Origin of the sequence: Thiorhodococcus minor (genome assembly GCF_010820565.1) — a bacterium.
GTDB classification, from domain to species: domain Bacteria; phylum Pseudomonadota; class Gammaproteobacteria; order Chromatiales; family Chromatiaceae; genus Thiorhodococcus; species Thiorhodococcus minor.
In genome coordinates this window covers 21,619-39,363 of record NZ_JAAIJQ010000052.1, presented here as the reverse complement: position 1 = coordinate 39,363, position 17,745 = coordinate 21,619, and the positions used below count along the sequence as shown (strand labels likewise).

At 64.5% G+C, this 17,745-nt stretch carries 15 protein-coding genes and 1 pseudogene; 10 read left to right on the top strand and 6 right to left on the bottom strand.

What is annotated here, in order from left to right:
* The first annotated feature begins 246 nt into the window (after positions 1–246).
* A complete protein-coding gene (locus G3446_RS16640) occupies positions 247–1,500 on the top strand; it encodes an IS256 family transposase (RefSeq protein WP_164453955.1) in 1,254 nt (417 codons plus the stop codon).
* A pseudogene (locus G3446_RS28115) lies at positions 1,457–2,323 on the top strand (transposase); the annotation flags it as partial. The gene G3446_RS16640 and the pseudogene G3446_RS28115, both read left to right, overlap by 44 nt.
* A 22-nt stretch (positions 2,324–2,345) precedes the next feature.
* Here the strand turns inward: G3446_RS28115 and G3446_RS16630 are convergent.
* Positions 2,346–4,505: a recombinase family protein gene (locus G3446_RS16630; RefSeq protein ID WP_164453953.1), complete on the bottom strand. Its 2,160-nt coding sequence runs from the start codon at positions 4,503–4,505 to the stop codon at positions 2,346–2,348.
* Positions 4,506–4,683: 178 nt separating this feature from the next.
* On the opposite strand from G3446_RS16630, the gene G3446_RS16625 reads away from it, so the two are divergent.
* On the top strand, positions 4,684–5,124 hold the full coding sequence (locus tag G3446_RS16625) for a hypothetical protein (RefSeq protein WP_164453952.1): 441 nt from the start codon (positions 4,684–4,686) through the stop codon (positions 5,122–5,124).
* Positions 5,125–5,735: 611 nt separating this feature from the next.
* Here G3446_RS16625 and comJ read toward each other — a convergent pair.
* The 4 genes from comJ to G3446_RS29195 all read right to left on the bottom strand — a co-directional run bounded on the left by comJ (position 5,736) and on the right by G3446_RS29195 (position 8,222).
* Positions 5,736–6,209, bottom strand: a complete 474-nt coding sequence (gene comJ, locus G3446_RS16620; RefSeq protein ID WP_164453951.1) for a competence protein ComJ — start codon at positions 6,207–6,209, stop codon at positions 5,736–5,738.
* Complete coding sequence (locus G3446_RS16615) at positions 6,209–7,189, bottom strand: RHS repeat-associated core domain-containing protein (protein ID WP_209262472.1); 981 nt, start codon at positions 7,187–7,189, stop codon at positions 6,209–6,211. The genes comJ and G3446_RS16615 overlap by 1 nt, the downstream gene beginning before the upstream one ends.
* Before the next feature lie 71 nt (positions 7,190–7,260).
* Positions 7,261–8,010 carry a DapH/DapD/GlmU-related protein gene (locus G3446_RS16610; protein WP_164453950.1) on the bottom strand — a complete coding sequence of 250 codons (750 nt, stop codon included), beginning with the start codon at positions 8,008–8,010 and terminating at the stop codon, positions 7,261–7,263.
* Positions 7,938–8,222: a hypothetical protein gene (locus G3446_RS29195; RefSeq protein WP_425338406.1), complete on the bottom strand. Its 285-nt coding sequence runs from the start codon at positions 8,220–8,222 to the stop codon at positions 7,938–7,940. Before G3446_RS29195 ends, G3446_RS16610 begins: the two co-directional genes overlap by 73 nt.
* Positions 8,223–8,451: 229 nt before the next feature.
* Between G3446_RS29195 and G3446_RS16600 the strand changes: the two genes are divergently transcribed.
* Positions 8,452–9,954 carry a transposase gene (locus G3446_RS16600; RefSeq protein WP_164453948.1) on the top strand — a complete coding sequence of 501 codons (1,503 nt, stop codon included), beginning with the start codon at positions 8,452–8,454 and terminating at the stop codon, positions 9,952–9,954.
* Between the two features lie 403 nt (positions 9,955–10,357).
* Complete coding sequence (locus tag G3446_RS16595; RefSeq protein ID WP_164453947.1) at positions 10,358–12,343, top strand: hypothetical protein; 1,986 nt, start codon at positions 10,358–10,360, stop codon at positions 12,341–12,343.
* 156 nt (positions 12,344–12,499) lie between these two features.
* Here G3446_RS16595 and G3446_RS16590 read toward each other — a convergent pair whose 3' ends face one another.
* Positions 12,500–12,919 (bottom strand): FxsA family protein, encoded by a 420-nt coding sequence (locus G3446_RS16590; protein ID WP_342450143.1) that lies wholly within the window; start codon positions 12,917–12,919, stop codon positions 12,500–12,502.
* A 355-nt stretch (positions 12,920–13,274) separates the two neighbouring features.
* Here G3446_RS16590 and cutA point away from each other — a divergent pair, with 355 nt between their 5' ends.
* The 5 genes from cutA to G3446_RS16565 all read left to right on the top strand — a co-directional run bounded on the left by cutA (position 13,275) and on the right by G3446_RS16565 (position 17,731).
* Positions 13,275–13,607 carry a divalent-cation tolerance protein CutA gene (gene cutA, locus G3446_RS16585; protein ID WP_164453945.1) on the top strand — a complete coding sequence of 111 codons (333 nt, stop codon included), beginning with the start codon at positions 13,275–13,277 and terminating at the stop codon, positions 13,605–13,607.
* A gap of 71 nt (positions 13,608–13,678) precedes the next feature.
* A complete protein-coding gene (gene dsbD / locus G3446_RS16580) occupies positions 13,679–16,003 on the top strand; it encodes a protein-disulfide reductase DsbD (RefSeq protein WP_164453958.1) in 2,325 nt (774 codons plus the stop codon).
* Positions 16,000–16,566, top strand: a complete 567-nt coding sequence (locus tag G3446_RS16575) for a TlpA family protein disulfide reductase (RefSeq protein ID WP_164453944.1) — start codon at positions 16,000–16,002, stop codon at positions 16,564–16,566. Before dsbD ends, G3446_RS16575 begins: the two co-directional genes overlap by 4 nt.
* 209 nt (positions 16,567–16,775) lie before the next feature.
* The gene (locus G3446_RS16570) at positions 16,776–17,072 is read left to right on the top strand and encodes a phosphopantetheine-binding protein (protein WP_164453943.1); all 297 of its coding nucleotides are present in this window, start codon (positions 16,776–16,778) and stop codon (positions 17,070–17,072) included.
* On the top strand, positions 17,072–17,731 hold the full coding sequence (locus G3446_RS16565) for a COG4648 family protein (protein ID WP_164453942.1): 660 nt from the start codon (positions 17,072–17,074) through the stop codon (positions 17,729–17,731). The genes G3446_RS16570 and G3446_RS16565 overlap by 1 nt, the downstream gene beginning before the upstream one ends.
* The last annotated feature ends 14 nt before the right edge of the window (positions 17,732–17,745 follow it).

The window sequence follows — 17,745 nt, the reverse complement described above, 5'->3', positions numbered from 1 at the left end:
GCCCTCGAAGTCCCCGAGCACAGTGGCCTGATCGAACGGGTCTTGGCCATCCCGTCCAAGCGCTATGAGCGCGCGCCAATCGCCTACCTCACGCAAGTGGAGAGTGAGGCGCTGCTCGCCGCCCCGGATCTGTCGCTGGCCAGTCGGAGTTATGGTGATTTCTGGTGTACGGCGTAGGCCGGGAGGGATGGCGTATCCTGTTGGCTGATCACTGCCAAGATCACAGCCAACAGAGGTGGATACGCCATGACCGAGTCTACGCTGAGCGTTCTTTCACAACCAGAGATTGAGGAAAGCGCCCCGCTGCATGCCCTGCTGCGCGAGGGCGCCCGTGAGCTGATTGCCAAGGCCGTGGAGGCGGAGCTGGCGGGGTTTCTGGACGCCTTTGCTGAGCATCGCCTGGAGGATGGGCGTCGTGCGCTCGTGCGCAATGGCTACTTGCCCACGCGCACGGTTCAGACCGGGATCGGTGAGGTCGAAGTGCGGGTGCCGAAGGTGCGCGATCGCAGTGGTGGCGGGGCGGTGTTCCGCTCCGAGCTGCTGCCGCCGTACCTCAAGCGTACGCGCAGCGTCGCGGAGCTGATTCCGTGGCTGTACCTCAAGGGGGTCTCCACCGGCGACTACCAGGATGCACTCGCGGCGCTGCTCGGCGATCAGGCCAAGGGGCTGTCGGCCAACACCGTTTCGCGGCTGAAGCAGAAGTGGCTCGAGGAGCATCGGGCGTGGTGTCAGCGCAACCTGAGTGATCGGCGTTACGTCTATTGGTGGGTCGATGGTGTCTACAGCAACGTGCGCTTGGACGATCGGCTATGCCTGCTGGTGGTCATCGGCGTCACCGAGCACGGCCACAAGGAGCTGATCGCCGTGGAAGATGGCCACCGGGAGTCAGAGGCGAGCTGGTATGAGGTGCTCGCCGGGCTGCGCGCGCGTGGACTGACGCAGGGGCCGAAGCTGGCCGTCGGTGACGGCGCACTCGGCCTCTGGAAGGCGCTGAGCAAGCTCTACCCCGAAACCGAGCAACAGCGCTGCTGGGTGCACAAGACCGCCAACGTGCTGGAGAAGCTGCCGAAGTCGATGCAGCCCAAGGTCAAGGCCGCGTTGCACGAGATCTGGATGGCCGAGACCCGCGAGGACGCGCACACCGCCTTCGAGCGCACCCTCAAGCGCTTCGAGGCCAAGTATCCCAAGGCGATGGACTGCCTGGCCAAGGATCGCGATGTGCGACTGACCTTCTACGACTACCCGGCCGAGCATTGGGTGCACATCCGTACCACCAACCCGATCGAGTCGACTTTCGCCACGGTGCGTCTGCGCACCAAACGCTCGCGCAATTGCGGCTCACGCGAGACGACGCTGACGATGGTCTTCAAGCTGCTTGAGAGCGCGCAGAAACGCTGGAAGCGCATCAAGGGATTCAGGAAGCTGGAGCTGGTCGTCAACAACGTCCAGTTCTGCAATGGAGTGCAAGTCATCGATCAGTCAGACAGGAGCGCCGCCTGAGCGGCCATACACCAGATTTGACAATAACTCCGAGGTCTATCGCGCCGATCGCTTGAAGGACAGCTCCCGGCGTGCCTACGTGCTGGACGACGCGGTGAAGGTGCGTCGCGGCAAACGTCTGGAAGGGGTCTCGCGGCACTTCGATCATCTCAGCGGACGTACCGTCAAAGGCCAGCAGATCCTCACGCTGGGCTTGGCCACGCAGGAGACTTTCCTGCCCCTGGATAGCGACCTTTACATCAGTAGCAAAGGCGCGCATCCGCTGAAGGCTGACTTTCACGATGGGCGCAGCGTCGAGGCGCGTCGCTACGCCGACGCCCGTGATCGCACCAAGCCGGAGTTAGCAGCGGACATGCTCCGACGCGCTCAGCGCCAAGGACTGGACGCGGAGGTGGTGTTGGCCGATGCCTGGTTCGGGACCAAGACCATGATCAAGACGGCGTTGGACCTCAACCTCACGGCGATCTTGCGGATGAAGAAAAACACGATGAAGTATCGCCTCACGACCTGGAAGGACGGGGCGCAACACACCCAACTCTTGGACGCCCAAGGGCTGTACCGCCACAGCGTGCGCAAGCACTGGCAAACCCTCAAGGGCATGCCCTATCAGACCTCTTGTCTGGATGTGGAACTGAGCTTGGAGCGCGACGGTGAGGTGGAGTGGATCCCAGTGCGTCTGCTCTTTGTCCGTGGCCTCAACCAAGACGCTGACGGCCCCGGTGGGGCGAACGCTTGGGCGCTGTTTCTCAGCACCGATCGCGCCCTCTCCCCGGCGGCCATCCTGGAGTTCTATGCCTTGCGCTGGAGCATTGAGATTTACCAGTCATGGTGCCTCCGTACAGCGTTCAGTCAGCGTTGTTTGCGGACCCGTCGCCCTCAGCGACGAGTCGCGTCCGTGCCCAGTGACGCGGGGCATGGCGTTGTGCGCGCAGGCGCTCCAACTCGGCGGCGTCGGCCCAGATCAGCCATTGACGCTGACCCGCGCGCTCGACTTGGCGGCCTTTCAGCCAGCCTTTGCGCAGCCAGCTGAAGAGGGTAACCGGCGGCATCTCGAGCGTGCGCGCCAGCTCCGGCAAGGCCCATTCGTCTGCAGCGCGCTCCGGCCAGGGCGCCTGTCGTGGTGGTGGCGTTCCAGCGGACAGCCCTTGACGGGTGAGCAGGCTGGCGACCATGGGGCCAGTGAAGGTCGCGCGTCGTTTGGCCGGCCGCCAGCCCTCGGCATTGAGCTGGCGGGCGATGTCCGGGCAGGAGTGCCCCTCCTGATGTAAGGATAGAACGCGCGCCGTCAGCTGAGGGTAGTAGCTGAGCTGCTCCAGACGCGCAACGGGACGCACCAGGTGCGTGCGGGTGCGATGTCCGCCGATCCAGTGCACCTCGACGCTGACCTGCTCACTGTCGCCGAGGACGGTGACGATGACCCGCTCGATGAGCTGGCGGACGATGGCCTGGCGCTCGGCGGGCGTGGTCGAGGACGCCTGCCAGAGCGCGGGGATATCCGCCGCCAGTTGGCGAATGCGCGCGCGCTCGACCTCAGACAAGGCCTGTGGCTCCTGGCGACGAAACCGCGCGTAGTCGGCCTGTAGCTGCTCCTCGGCCTGCAGTGCCGTCTCCCACTGCTGCTCCAGGGTGCGTGCCACGAGCCGATGCTCGGGCTCGACGGCTTGGTACTGGCGTTCGGCCCGCTCAACCGCGTAGTGGGCGCGCTCCAGACGCTGCTGCCATTGGGCATGATGGCGGGTACGCTCGCCTTCCAGATCCTCGGCCACTTGGAGGCTGATCTCCAGGGCCGCTGGCTCCAAGGCGCTCAAGACCAGCTCGCTGATCAAGGAATCCAGTGGCGCACCGCTGAGCGATTGACACAGCGGGGCGGCATAGTCGGTGGATTCACGCGAGCAGACATAGCGTAAGCCGCCCCCATTGTTCGTATATTGGGTGGCCATGCGCAGCCCACAGCGACCACAGATCAGACGCCCGGAGAGCAACGAGGGTCCCTGGCGCGCCACGCCGCCGGCTTGGGCGGTATTGGCGGCGAGCTGACGCAGATTCTGCTCGTACTGTGTCCAGCTGATGTAGGCCGGCAGGCGATCCTGGAGCAGCACCTCCCACTGCTCGGGAGCGGCAACGGTGCGCCCGGTCGCGGGGCGACCGGGCTGACGCCGACGCGGATCAATGGGGCGCCGTCCGTAGACGTAGGCACCGGCATAGGTGGGACTGTGCAGCAGGTTGCTTAGCGTCACCCGATTGGGTCGGCGCCACTGCAGTTGCCCCGTCTGCGGCCCACTGATGGGGCGATAGGGCAGCGTGAGCTGATGCGCCACCAGGTAGCGCAGCACGCCATGGATGGTGCCGCAGCGCTCAAACTGCGTGAAGATTGTCTCGATCACCGCGCGCGCCTGGGCATCGGGGTCCTTGATCACCGCCCCCGAGAGATCGCGGTGATAGCCCATCGGCAGGCGCAGCTTCAGCTCGCCGCGACGCGCCTTCGCCCGCTTGCCCTCGAGCATGCGTTGCTTGAGGATATGCAGCTCGGCTTCCGACATGGTGCCTTTCAGTCCCAGCAGCAACCGATCGTTGTAGGTCTGAGGATCATAGACCCCATCGGCATCGGCGATCAGGGTGGAGAAGACCGCGCAGACCTCCAGCAGTTGGTACCAATCGCGTGAGCTGCGCGCCAAGCGTGAGATCTCCAGGCCGAGCACGATCCCAATGTGGTCGAGCCCGACTTCGGCGACCAGGCGCTGAAAGCCCGGTCGGCCTTCGGCACTCGCGCCCGAACGACCGAGGTCGTCATCGATGAGCAGGACTTGATCGCGCGACCAGCCCAGCGCGATGGCGCGCTCGACCAGGGCATACTGCAGGCGCGTGGACTCCTGGTGACGCTCGACTTGCTGCAGCGTGGACTGACGGACATAGACCGCGGCGAGGCGTTGGCGGTGGTGGGACTGGATCTTGCCCGGAAGGACCGGCGCGATCGCAGGGTGGATGCGCGAGAGGCTGGCGTTCATCGGGAGCCTCCTCGCCCGTGGCGGCCAACACGCGCTGCTCGAGTAGTTGACTGAGCAGGGCGATCAGACGCTGCCGCTGCGCTAAGGGTAGCGTTCTCCAGTCGATCGCCGTTCTGCGGCTCATGCCGCTGATCCAGCCATTTCGCAAGCTCCAACAACGCCTTACAATCAAGTATCGGTGCCGTTGGTGAGCCTGTCAAAAACTCCTCTACAGCGGTTTCATGGATGGGGTATCGAGGTGTACTTCAAGGAAGCCAAGCAGTATCTGGGCTTGCTCTGGGAGCAAACCGAGACGTTCGCCTCGCATCTCGCCTCGATCCATTTAACCGCCGTGCGCTATTGCCTGCTGGTGCTCGGGCAACTCCAGGGCGCCGGGGCGCGCGTGTGCGAGGTCCGCGCGGCCATCGGCGAGCAACTCAGTCACTTGGATTTCGCCAAGCGACTCTGGGGGTTCTTCCGCGCATTGATCGCCGAAGCCGTCGAGGGGCTCGGCGATACCACCGCCGTGGTGATGAGCGCCATCGATGAGCAGGTGCAGCGCTTCTTTGTCCAGGCACTACAACTCGATGACTTCACCCTCCAGTTGGAGGGCGCAGAGCCTGATTCTATCGAGGCCTGAGACCGTCAATATGGCCAATTTCAACTCCTAAACGTGAGTTATTGGAGGCTTAGCGTACGATTTTTCCGTTTCGTGAGCTGACCCCAGCTTCGTTCTACGGCACAAGCCGGATGCACTAAACAACCACCGGCTTTCAGCCGGTGGTTGTTTAGCGACGCCGGCCTCGGCCCGCGGCTGTTGGTTCTGCTACGCGCTTGCGAGCCGTTGCGTGCCGACGTAGAAGTGCTCTTTGCCGTACGCGGGTCTGCGGCCGAAGAATAAGTGGTACGTCCCCGATTATTCCGCACGCCGTAGAGTCATTCGTCGTAGGGTCGTGCGCAGCCCGAGTGCGTCGACGGCGCTACTCGAGGTGGAGCAGCGACCCGGAGCGGGACGGCCCGGGCTGAGAAGGTTGTCGCCCTGCGCGAGTCCCGTCGGCGAGGGATCGACCCGACGGGTATCACGAGCGCAGACGCGACACTCCGGTTATCGCCCGGATTATCGATGTGAGACCCCGTGGCTCGTCGACGAACAACGAATGCGGTATTTCAAGACACCATTCCCTGTCATGACCCCATTCCCTGTCACTAACCGCTACACTCTTTGCGGCAAGACTTCGCTATCACGTCCTCTCAGTTGGCCGGTTGCGCCATGAGGTCCAGTTCCTTCTCAACATCCATAGTTTCATCTGATTTAAGAATTTCCCAATTAACGTCCCCTTGATTAAATCTCACATTGACCTCAGGACTGTCGTCACCTCTGATATCCATGAACTCCACCTGCAAGGCATACCTTCCTGGGAGTACTTCAAGGGGTGCTCCATCGGAGATACTTGCTATTTCGATCTTCCCGTCCTGGGTTTCAAATGGCACTCGGAATGCTCGAACACATTCATCTCCCAATGGTGGCACTGGCTCGTTGACGAAGACATTTACTTGGTGTTGCCCATCTTCGGTCATCGCCCTAAAAGAAACGCTACCTGGTCGCCAAGCGAAACCTTGTGTGAAGTTTCTGTCGCTCCAGTCATTAAATGGCTGCGCAAGCGAACTAACGAAAATGCAGAGTTGCGTGTAAGACAAGTAAATATGAAGAACGACATTTGCCATCAATCGACCACCTTAATTTTGACTCTTGCTCCATCTGGAAGAGCACGACATGCGTTCCCGATACACGCACCAGCACCCATATTATCTCGTGGGTTAATCGGTCGCACACTGGCTCCCGCACCACCTTCTTTAAACATAGCTGGCGGATACTCATCCAACTGCTTACCAGGAACTCTTGGCAAGCCGCCAATGGATGCATTCCTATTCGCAGGGGCGCCGGGTCGTGCGATTGTTAAGACATCCGGATGGCCGGCTCGTTGAGCGTCTGAAATATGATCCGCTGCTTCACCATATCTTGCTCTAGAGACGGGTATATTCTTTGCGGCTTTTCCTGCCTTAGCCAATTGGTGCAGCTTGCTAGCCGCCCCAAGTGCACCCCCGCCGAACGACAGCACATCTTCTGCCGCAGAGCTCGCAAATCCTTTACCTTCGCCATTATAGCCATCTTTCAGCGCTCCAAGGATTGCTGCCCCATTGAATCCATTGCCGGTGACGAAGTTGTAGGATTCCGTGAGCAAACCACCAAAGGCCGTGACCGCGTTTGCCCCATCCGGATCCACAAACCGATACGGATTATTGTTCGCATAGGCATACTTGTTGAAGCTCTGCAGGTTCGCTTCGTCGAACCCGACCGGGTCGAGCGAGAGGAACCGCCCGATCTCGGCGTCGTACCAGCGCGCGCCGTAGTAGTGCAGCCCGAGGGCTTCCTCTTCCTGCTTGCCGGTGTACCAGAGGGCGTTGGCGCCATCGTCCTCGCGCAGCAGGCGCGCGCCATAAGGGGCGTAGTCTTCGCGCCAGAGCGCCTCGCCGGCCTCGTTGGTGGCCGCCACCGGCGAGCCCAGGGCGTCGTTGTGGAAGTAGGTGATGCGGTCCTTGGCCGCGACTTGGCCGGCGAGGAGGCTCAGCAGCAGGGTCGCGAGCAGGATGTGCCCAACCCACGAGAGCCCGTTCGCAACCCTTCGGTGTGTGCTTCGGTTCATGTCGTCATCTCCGTGTCCTGCCTGGTCTTGACATTGGCCCGATCAACGCCGAGGCGTGACCGGGCCGCGGCCTACTTCACGACCGTCCCATCGGGGATGACCGCATCGGCGGGAACCACCACCCCGGCCCTGATGGTGACGGCCTCTCCGATACTGGCTCTGTCGCCCACCTGCGCCGCCGCTTTGATTTGGGTGTTCCTGCCCACGATGACGTCCATGCCCAACACCACCTGTTGCTTCAGGGTGCTGTCGTCGCCGATCGCGCAGCGGTCACCGATTAGGGCGTCCTCGCCGATGCTGGTCTTTTCGCCGACGCTGACCTCGGCGCCGAGTCGCGCCCCGGCCTTGATGGTGGCCTTCTCGCCGAGCGTCGATCCATCACCCACGCTGGCCCCGTCCTTGACGGTGGCGGATTCGCCGACGCTCACCTGGGCGCCGAGCTGCGCGCCGGCGCCGATGGTGGCCTTCGCTCCGAGCGTCGATCCATCACCGACACTGGCCCCATCCTTGACGGTGGCGGATTCGCCGACGCTCACCTGGGCGCCGAGCTGCGCGCCGGCGCCGATGGTGGCCTTCGCTCCGAGCGTCGATCCATCACCGACACTGGCCCCATCCTTGACGGTGGCGGATTCGCCGACGCTCACCTGGGCGCCGAGCTGCGCGCCGGCGCCGATGGTGGCCTTCGCTCCGAGCGTCGATCCATCACCGACACTGGCCCCCTCCTTGACGGTGGCCTTCTCGCCAACGCTCACCTGCGTGCCAAGCTGCGCTCCGGCACCGATGGTGGCTTTCGTTCCGAGGGTCGATCCATCACCGACCATCGCCCCTCCTTGACGGTGGCGGACTCGCCGACGCTCACTTGGGCGCCGAGCTGCGCGCCGGCGCCGATGGTGGCCTTCGCTTCGAGGCTCGATCCATTACCGACAACGGCCCCCTCCTTGAGGGTGGCCTTCTCGCCGACGCTCACGTCCGATCCGAGGGTGGCGCCGTCCTTGATCGTCGCGTTCTTGTCGAGACGGGTGTTGTCGCCGATCGTGACATCAGAGCCATTTGCGTTGTCTCTAACCCATTGATGTGAATGGGTCCGGGAGACGGGTCGACTTTCGCTTACCCCAATGCCGAACGAAGAATCAATGACTTGCGCATGCGCCGAGCGGGGAGCGTGAGAAACTCACCCCAGCCCGACCCGCGAGGGTGGAAACGGGGCGACCGCCAAGGGATCATCGTCGCTGTCGATACGACCCCTATTGAAGGAGGACCCCATGGCGGCCATGGTGCAATCGAGCTTATTTTCGTGGGATGCCCTCGAGGCGCGCAGCGACCTCGATCGACTTCACCTGGTGCGTGATCATCTCCCCGATGAGCGCCTGGTTCACTACCTCGAGGTCATGCGCGGGCATGGGCGTGATGATTATCCGGTGCGGGCGATGTGGAACGCGCTGCTCGCTGGCATCGTCTATCAGCATGAGAGTCTGGAATCGCTGCTGCGCGAGCTGGCGCGCAATCCGAGCCTGATGCAGGCCTGCGGGTTCGATCCCCTGCCGATCCAGCGCCCGCCCAAGCCCCGGGTTGTCTCCGACCCCGACACGGGCGTTGTGCGCATCGAGACCCCGCCTACGCCTGAGCCGCTCCGCGCCGTGCCTTCGAGCTGGAACTTCTCACGTTTTCTGGCCAACGTCATCGAACTGGAGGAATCGCTCGGCATGGTCAGCGAGATGGCGGTCATCTTGCGCGAGCAGCTCATGGCGGTCCTGCCCGATTTTGGGGCCCATCTGGGCTTCGACGGCACCGACATCGCCAGTCACAGCACCGGGCAGACCAACCGCGCCAGCGGCCAGACCTCCGATCCCGACGCCGACTGGGGCTATCACGAGACCCAGGGCGTCGACGCGCGCACCGGCAAGGCGTGGAAGACCATCAAGCGCTGGTTCGGCGATGGACTGCACCTGATTGCCGATACCCACTACGAGATCCCTGTCGCCTTCGAGGTCATGCCCGCCTCGGTCAGCGAGCAGCCCACCCTGCGCACGATGCTCCGCGCCACCTTCGAGGAGACCCCGGAGCTCGCCGAGCGCTGTCGCGACTTCAGCGCCGATCGCGGTCTCGATAGTGCCGAGACCAAGGCCCTGCTCTGGGATGACTATGCGATCCGCCCGCTGATCGATACCCGCGAGCTGTGGCGTGAGGAGAAAGCCCTCCCCGATGACGATCCCGCCAAGCCCATCACCCGCCCGCTCGACCCCGAACGGGCTGATACGATCGTCTATACCGAGAAAGGCTCCGTGCACGGCGTCTGTCCAGTGAGCGGTGAGCAACGCGATTTGGCCTTTCAGGGCTTCGAAGCCGATCGCGACACGCTCAAATATCGCTGCCCGGCCGCCGCCTATGGCCTGGAGTGCCAAGGCCAAGCCCAGTGCCACCAAGCCGGCGGCGTGACTCCAGGCGACTACGGGCGCATCGTGCGCATCAAGCTCGAGGAGCACAATCGGCGCATCTTCGTCCCCACCCCGTACGGCTCTCCGAGCTGGAACCGCGGCTACAACCGCCGCAGCGCACTCGAGCGCATCAACAACCGCATCGACCGCAACTTCGGCTTCGAGCAGCACTTCGGCTTCGAGCAGCACTTCATCCGCGGCATCGCCAAGATGACCACCCGCGTCGGGCTGGCCATCGCCGTCATGATGGCGATGGCACTCGGGCACATCCAACAGGGACGACCCCAGCAGATGCGCTCGTTGGTGCAGCCCATCCCCGCCACCGGCTAGCGTCGCCCGCGCCACTCTGTCGCACCCTGCGCGATCGGATCAGCGCATCCGAGCAGGGCGCTCGCCTAGGATTTGACGCCAATAGGAACCATTCTCACCTGCGCACCTCCGAACGCGCTCTCGAGCGCGCTGACAGCCATTCGCCACGCCCGGCTGCCTCTGCGTCGTACCGACTGCCGATCTTCTGAGAACCGAAATCGGTGACAGCGCAAATGGCTCTTTGCACGAGAGGGCTAGTCAGAAACAGTAAAGACATGGCAACATCAGGTGCGCCTTCCTCCCTAGGCGTCTTTCCGGCGCCGCCAAAAAGAGCCTGAAGCGGTTTCACGGGCCAGCGCAGCGCAGAACAAGCCGCGCGGAAATGCTCGGCTCCCGAGCGAACTAGATAGACCTGTCAGGCCGAATGGAAGCACGCTACTCTGAAGCGAGACACGTCCTCGTCGAGACCTGCATCGAAGGCGCGAAAGGGCGCCCCGGCTGCGGCGACGCCACCGAGCTAAGTGTCGGGCAAACCCTCATCCTGCAGCATGCAGTGAGTCCGGCTTCCTCGGCGGCCGCCGTCGAGATACTCAGCTCGGACTTGAAAAAGCTGGGCGAGGTCGCCGAGGGCCCCGGGGGCGATATCGCTAGACAGCTCTCCCTGGTCGCGCCTGTACGCTGTCGCCTCACCCACGTCGCTCGCCAGGGCGATGCCGTCTGCATCCGCGTCGAGGTCGAGGTACCCCGCGACGCCGATGCGCTCACTGTGCCAGCTCAGGCCGAACGGCCGACGCCCGTCGGCGCGGTGGCGATAGGCGCCGAGCCCTATCAGCTCTCGGCCATCAAGCGCTGCCTCGCCAACGCATCGCAGACGCTCATCCGCGGCGAGCGTCTCTCCGCCCTACACGAGATGAGCACTGCCCTGAGCTGGGCGCTGGACCTCTGGGCCGCGCGACATCCCGACCAGGTCGCCCGCCACCTGGGCTGGAGCCAGCGGCTCGCCGCCTTCATGCGGGATTGGCCGGACCCGCTACGCCGACGAACCGCTCTGCTGGCTTGGGTGATTCTGTCGCTGACCCAGGAGGGACAAGGTGCTGACGCCGAGGCCGTGATCCGACGTCCGAGCCCCTCCGGACCCTGCGCCCAGTCTGGGGATGACGAGATCGATTTCGAGCAGCTCGAGCAGGATCTGCATGCCTGGACATCCGGCTATTGCGGCCCACCAGGCTCCACCGGCCGCTCAGAGCGCCTGAAGCGCCTCGACTGGGCGCTCCTCTCCGAGGTCCGCGCCAGCACCGCGGTACTCGCCGCTCCCGCCGACGCAAGCCCAGCCGAAGACACTTCGCTGACGGCCTCCATGACGGTGAGCCAGCGAGAGGAGATCCTGCGGGCTCTTTTCCGGTGGATCAAGCTCATTGAGGATCATCGACGGCTCGGCGTGATCCCGATCTCCCGCATGAAGGCCATGCGGCGACTCAACTGGGATACCGACCTCGTCATTTCCCTGCAGGCCGAGACACTGCGGGCACTGATCGACGGAGCACCGCATGGCGCGGAGGCCGAGCGCGCCTACCTCCAGGGCCGCGAGCGAATCGGCCCGACGCTCTTCCCCATCCCCCCGGTGAGCTTCAGCGAAAAGCGGAGCCTGCTCGAGCGCGCCTTGACCCTGATGGTGCAGCGGCCGCGCCCCGCCTCCGAGCTCTTGGCAATGGCGGAGGCGCTCAGGCGCATTCAGCCGCGCCTGGTGCGGCGCAAGCGCCGCCGCATCCGCCACATCGAAGACGAAGGGCTCTATCTCGCCGAGTGCTTCGCACGCAATGCGGCAAGCAGCCAGCCGGACATCTATGTCACGCTTCGCCTTCTCGCCGTCTGCCAGCCCTACAGGCAGCTCAATGAGCTGGTCTCGACGGAGATGGAAGACATCGCCGAGCGTTTGGCACAGAGATACTTCGGCATGTCGCACGATCAGCTAGGGAACGCGCTTCCACCAACAGCGCTCGCCGCAACGCCAGACTCGCCAGAAGTCACCTGGCTATGGCGCGATAGCGGGGCGCTGCTCCGGCCGCGCGCCTCTTACAAAGACTTGATCGAAAAATGGCATGAGCTGGTGCACTGGATCGGCGACCCTGGCATCCAATGGTCGCGCCCCGAGCTGCGCGAGCATTTCAGGCAGGGACTTCACCTGCGCACCTTGATCCGCGATCAAATCCTGCTCGGGTCTCCGCGCGTCGCGCGGCGCGCGCGGCGGACATTGGACGAAGCCGACTTCGATCTCCTCGCCTGCACGCAGCATGGCCCCCATGCTTGGGGAGCAGACTGGGAGCTTGCCTATGGGCACAGGCCCAGCGCGCATTGGTGGTATTACCGGCGTCCCCTGGGAATGACGGACCACGTGAGATCCGCCGCCTGAGTCAGCTGCCGTCGCGGTCAGCGTCTTGACAGCGAGCGGCCGTCGGTCCGGAGACACCGGCGATGGGGCCTCCCCGCGAAGCCCTGGTCGAGCCATGAGGCGGCAAGAAGCGGCACCCGCGGCCCTCGGGCGCCCCCTCGAAGCGCGGTTAGAGGCTCAGTCGTCGCGGCGATAATCGCCCTCGATGACGCGCGTCTCCTGGTGACGCGACGCCGCCTGGCCGCGAACAGGGACGACTTGGACGTAGCGCCCGACGACCCAGTGCCGCAGCGGCGGCACGAGCAGGGCGAAGCCGACGATATCGGTCAGGAAGCCCGGCAGCAGCAGGAAGAGGCCGGCCACCAGGATGAGCGCACCATCCAAGACCTCGAGCGCCGGGACTTCGCCCTGATCCATCATGCCGCGCACCCGCATGAGCACGCCGAACCCTTGCAAGCGGACCAGCCAGGTCCCAATCACCGCCGTGAGGATGGACAGGGCAATGGTCGGCAGCGCACCGATCTCGGAGCCGACTTCGATGAGGAAGTAGATCTCGATCAGCGGCAGGCCGATGAAAAGCAGCAGGAATAGAAGCACCTTATTCGTTCTCCTGAGGATGAAGCCCATGGGCTCGGTCGAGCGACAAAGCCCATGGCACCTGGATCGGGGCGCCGAGGCCCGAAACCCGCATCGGTCTGAGCAGGTGACGGGCCGGCGCTCTAGCAGTTAGCATCTCACGCGGCCCGGGCGCGAGCGGACATCGACGGAATCAAACGCCGCTCCGCGAGTCAGACTGGGCACGACGCGAAATCGCATTGCGCCGAACCTTACCCCGTCGGCGTGCCCAAGTCCAAAGCCCGGTGCCATCGCGCCGCCAACCGTCCGATGCCCGGCTGGCGAGGTCGAAGGGGGCATGCCACGCGCTTGGACACGCATCTGGAGCAGAGCTGCCATGAATGACGACTACCGCCTGATGCTGTGCACTTGCCCGAGCCGGGAGACGGCGATCACGCTCGCCCGGGCGCTGGTCGAGGAGCACCTCGCCGCCTGTGTCAACCTCTTGCCGGGAATCAGATCAGTGTACCGCTGGGAGGGCCGGGTACAGGAGGACGACGAGCTGCTTCTCCTGATCAAGACCACGGGGAAGCGCATGGACGACCTCACCAGCCGCCTGCGCCAACTGCATCCTTACGACGTTCCGGAGATCATCGCGGCTCCCATTTCCGAGGGACTCGACGACTACCTGAGCTGGATCACCGCCTGCACGACAGAGCCCAAGCAATGACCGACGACAACGCCAACATCGCCTGCGCGAGCCCGCACGAGCGCGCACATCGAGACCGCGACGCTGGGGCCATGCTGCGCCAAGCGCGGAAGCTCTTCCTGCTGCTCCTCGTGATAACCGTCTGCAGCATGACGACGGCGCTTGCGGAGGAAGACTTCCTTCTGCCCGATCAAGCCTTTCGTATCTCAGGCAAGGCGGACGGGCCGGATCGCATCATCGTGCGCTGGGAGATCGCCGACGGCTATTACCTCTATCGGAGCAAGCTGCGCTTCCGCTCCGAGACCCTAGGCGTCACCCCAGGATCGCCCGAGCTTCCGCCCGCGAAGACCAAGAACGACGAATTCTTCGGCGAGGTCGCCATCTATCGCGATGCGGTCGAGGTCGGTCTACCCCTGCAAAGGGATCCGGGCTCCGAGCGCATCGTCACCCTGGAGGCGACCTCGCAGGGCTGCGCGGATGCCGGGCTCTGCTACCCGCCGCACCGCCAGCAGCTCCTGCTCGAGCTGCCTGAGCTTGCCGCAAGCCAGCTCGAGTCCGAGCTGCCCGGCATCCAAACAGCAGCCTCCACTCCAGCGCTCGGACAGTCGCTCGGCATCGGCGGCGAGGAAGAGATCCTCGACGTCGGCGAGGCCTTCCGCTTCCAGGCCGAGGTCGCGGCGCCGGACCGACTGCAGCTCACCTGGGACATCGCGCCAGGAACCTATCTCTATAGCCATCTGGTCGACATCAGCCTGGAAGACGCGCCAGGCGTCTCCCTCGGCGCTGTCGAGCGTCCAGCCGGCGACATCAAGAAGGACTCGGTCCTCCCGGACGGCTCCATCGGCGACGTCGAGGTCTACCATGATCGCGTCGACCTTGCGGTTCCGCTCGGACGCACCCAGGCCGAGCCGAGCGAGATCACCCTGATCGCCAAGTATCAGGGCTGCGCCGAGATCGGCATCTGCTATCCGCCGCAGACCAAACGCGTCGCGCTGGCCTTGCCCGCGGCCGACCCCGCCATGCTGAGCGAGCCGCAGGCCACTGGGGCTGAGAGTGCCGCAGCGTCCGACGCAGGCGTCTCTGGGCAGCCGCCCGCAAGCGCGGCCCCCGTCTCGGAGCAGGATCGCATTGCCGCCGTCCTGGCGGACGAAAGCCTCTGGGTCATCGTCGCCGTCTTCTTCGGGCTCGGCCTGCTGCTGGCCTTCACGCCCTGCGTCTTTCCCATGATCCCCATCCTGTCCGGCATCATCGCGGGTCAAGGGGCCGGCATCACGGCGCGCAAGGCCTTCGTGCTCTCTCTGGTCTATGTGCTCGCCATGGCAATCACCTACACGGTGGTCGGCGTGCTGGCGGGGCTCTTCGGCGCCAATCTGCAGGTGGTCTTCCAGGACCCGTGGATCCTGAGCGCCTTCGCGCTGGTCTTCGTGCTGCTCGCGCTCTCCATGTTCGGCTTCTACGACCTACAGCTGCCCTCGAGCCTGCAGTCCAAGCTCACCGAGATCAGCAATCGCCAGGAGGGCGGCACCCTCATCGGTGTCGCCATCATGGGCCTGCTGTCCGCCCTCATCGTCGGCCCCTGCGTCGCCCCGCCGCTGTTCGGTGCGCTCATCTACATCAGCCAGACGGGCGACGCCGTGCTGGGCGGTGTGGCGCTCTTCGCCCTGAGCATGGGCATGGGCGCTCCTTTGATCGCCATTGGCACCTCAGCGGGCAAGCTGCTCCCGCGCGCCGGCGCTTGGATGGACGCGGTCAAGGCCGTCTTTGGCGTCGCGCTGCTCGGTGTCGCCATCCTGCTGCTCGAGCGCATCATCCCGGCGGCCGTGGCCATGCTGCTGTGGGGACTGCTGCTGATCTGCTCGGCCGTCTACATGGGCGCCCTGAGTCAGCTTCCGACGGACAGCAGCGGCTGGCGCAAGCTGTGGAAGGGCATCGGCGTCTTCCTGCTGATCTACGGCGCCCTGATGGTGGTGGGCGCCGCGGCAGGCGGCAAGGACACGCTGCAGCCATTGCGCGGCCTCGGACGAGGCGGCGGTGGCGCCGCGGCTCAGCACGCGAGCTTCCAGCGCATCAAGACAGCCGAGGATCTGGACGCCGCCCTGGCGCAAGCCCAGTCGGCTGGCAAGCCCACCATGCTCGATTTCTATGCCGACTGGTGCGTGTCCTGTAAGGAGATGGAGCGCTATACGTTCAGCGACCCAGCAGTGATCGCCGAGATGGACAGATTCCTCCTGCTGCAAGCCGACGTCACGGCCAACGACGATGCCGACCAGGCACTCATGCAAGGTCGGTTCGGCATCCCGGGGCCTCCCGCCATCCTCTTCTTCGACACCTCAGGCGCCGAGCTCGAGGGCTACCGCATCGTCGGCTTCAAGCCGGCCGAGGCGTTCGCCAATCACCTGAGGCAGGTTGCCCCATGAAGGCCGTCAAGGTCATCGGCGTGACCATCCTCGCCGGCGCCATCAGCATCGGCGCGGCCATCTTCGGCCAACGCTGGGTCGATGAGAGCCCCATGCTCGAGAGGCTCACCGAGCGCGGCCCAGATCAGCTGCAGGCACTGCCCGACTTTCGCTTGCTAGATCTTCAGGGCCGCGAGGTCGCCAGCAACAGCTGGGCCGGCAAGGTCCTGATTCTGAATTTCTGGGCGACCTGGTGCGCGTCCTGCATCGACGAGATGCCAATGCTCATCCGCGCCCAGCAGGCCTTGCGCGAAGATGGCGTCCAGTTCGTCGGCATCGCGGCGGACAAGGTCCAAGACGTCAAGGACTTCCTCGTCGACCACCCGGTGAGCTACCCCATCCTCATCGCCGACGCCGAGGTGGTCGAGCTGTCGAAACGTCTGGGCAACCGCCTGGAGGTACTTCCCTTCACAGTCATCTTCGACCGACGCGGCAGGCGCGTCTTCAGCCAGATCGGCGGCTTGACCGCGGAGGAGCTCAGGGCGCAGCTGAGGCCGCTCCTTCCCGACAGCGCCGCGCTCTGAGCGGCGCCGCCGGTCATTCGCGCACGGCGCCAGCCGCGCTGGCAAGCCGCTCCCCCACAGTGGACTGAGGCGCACCGAAGCACCCCAGACTCCTCCTCGCCCCCGCCAGAGCACCCAGGATTTAGGTCAGGAATCCTCACAAAAGGCCACGACCGAGGTTAAAATCGCCGCAGGCAGCTCGCCAAACCGCTTCCTGGAGCCATGACTCGATGACGCAAGACGCCGCAACCGCCCTGAAACCCGACGATCCCGCCGAGCTCTCGCGTGAGGTCGCGCAGCTCATCGTCACCGCCTTGAATCTCGAGATGACGCCGGACGAGATCGCGCTCGATGCTCCCCTTTACGGCGAAGGGCTCGGGCTGGACTCCATCGACATCCTCGAAGTCGCCTTGGTCGTGTCGAAACGCTACGGCTTTTCGCTACGCGCCGACAATGAAGACAACGTCTCCATCTTCGCCTCCCTGCGCAGCCTCTGCGATCATATTCAGGCAAACCGCACCAAGTAATGCGCCCGTCTCTCGGTTTCCTGCGCTGGATCGGCATCGCGACAGTCTCCAGCACCTATGTCTGGCTCGCCTATCTCACCACCGTGAGCGATGAGCAGGGCACCCTGGCAGCCATCGTCGCCATCACGCCCGTGATCGTTTTCGCACTCGTCTTGGCCTGGCGCACATGCCACCGCGGGCTCTCCATGGTGCTCTGGTGCTGCGCCGTCGCCGCCCTCGTCCTCGCCTGGCCGGTCATCGAGGCAAGCTTCGCCTGGGTCTATTTCATCCAGCACGCCGGCGTCTTGATGCTGCTCGCCTTGGTCTTTGGACGCACCCTGCTACCGCGCGAGGAGCCGCTGGTCACCCGTCTCGCGCGCATGGTACATGGGCATCAGCTGGCACCCGAGATCCGGCGCTATACGCGCTGGGTCACCCTGACCTGGACCCTCTTCTTCGTCGCCATGACGGTCGCCTCGGGGATCCTCTTCGGTCTGGGCGACCTGGCGCGCTGGTCGTTCTTCGCCACCCTGCTCACCCCGGCGCTGGTCGCGGCCACCTTCGCGGCCGAGTACCTCGTGAGGCGATGGGCTCTGCCGGCGGAGATCCGTACCGGTCTGATCGAATCGATCCGCGCCGGCTTCGAAGCAGCACGCGGAACCCTGCCGCCAGCGCTCTAGTCCACGCCAGAGTC

Coding starts and splice junctions, on each gene's coding strand:
- G3446_RS16575 (WP_164453944.1), top strand. CDS start 16,000: ATGAAGGCCGTCAAGGTCATCGGCGTGACCATCCTCGCCGGCGCCATC.
- G3446_RS16615 (WP_209262472.1), bottom strand. CDS start 7,189: ATGAACCGAAGCACACACCGAAGGGTTGCGAACGGGCTCTCGTGGGTT.
- G3446_RS16600 (WP_164453948.1), top strand. CDS start 8,452: ATGGCGGCCATGGTGCAATCGAGCTTATTTTCGTGGGATGCCCTCGAG.
- G3446_RS16640 (WP_164453955.1), top strand. CDS start 247: ATGACCGAGTCTACGCTGAGCGTTCTTTCACAACCAGAGATTGAGGAA.
- G3446_RS16630 (WP_164453953.1), bottom strand. CDS start 4,505: ATGAACGCCAGCCTCTCGCGCATCCACCCTGCGATCGCGCCGGTCCTT.
- G3446_RS16570 (WP_164453943.1), top strand. CDS start 16,776: ATGACGCAAGACGCCGCAACCGCCCTGAAACCCGACGATCCCGCCGAG.
- comJ (WP_164453951.1), bottom strand. CDS start 6,209: ATGGCAAATGTCGTTCTTCATATTTACTTGTCTTACACGCAACTCTGC.
- G3446_RS16610 (WP_164453950.1), bottom strand. CDS start 8,010: ATGGTCGGTGATGGATCGACCCTCGGAACGAAAGCCACCATCGGTGCC.
- G3446_RS16565 (WP_164453942.1), top strand. CDS start 17,072: ATGCGCCCGTCTCTCGGTTTCCTGCGCTGGATCGGCATCGCGACAGTC.
- G3446_RS16595 (WP_164453947.1), top strand. CDS start 10,358: ATGGAAGCACGCTACTCTGAAGCGAGACACGTCCTCGTCGAGACCTGC.
- cutA (WP_164453945.1), top strand. CDS start 13,275: ATGAATGACGACTACCGCCTGATGCTGTGCACTTGCCCGAGCCGGGAG.
- dsbD (WP_164453958.1), top strand. CDS start 13,679: ATGCTGCGCCAAGCGCGGAAGCTCTTCCTGCTGCTCCTCGTGATAACC.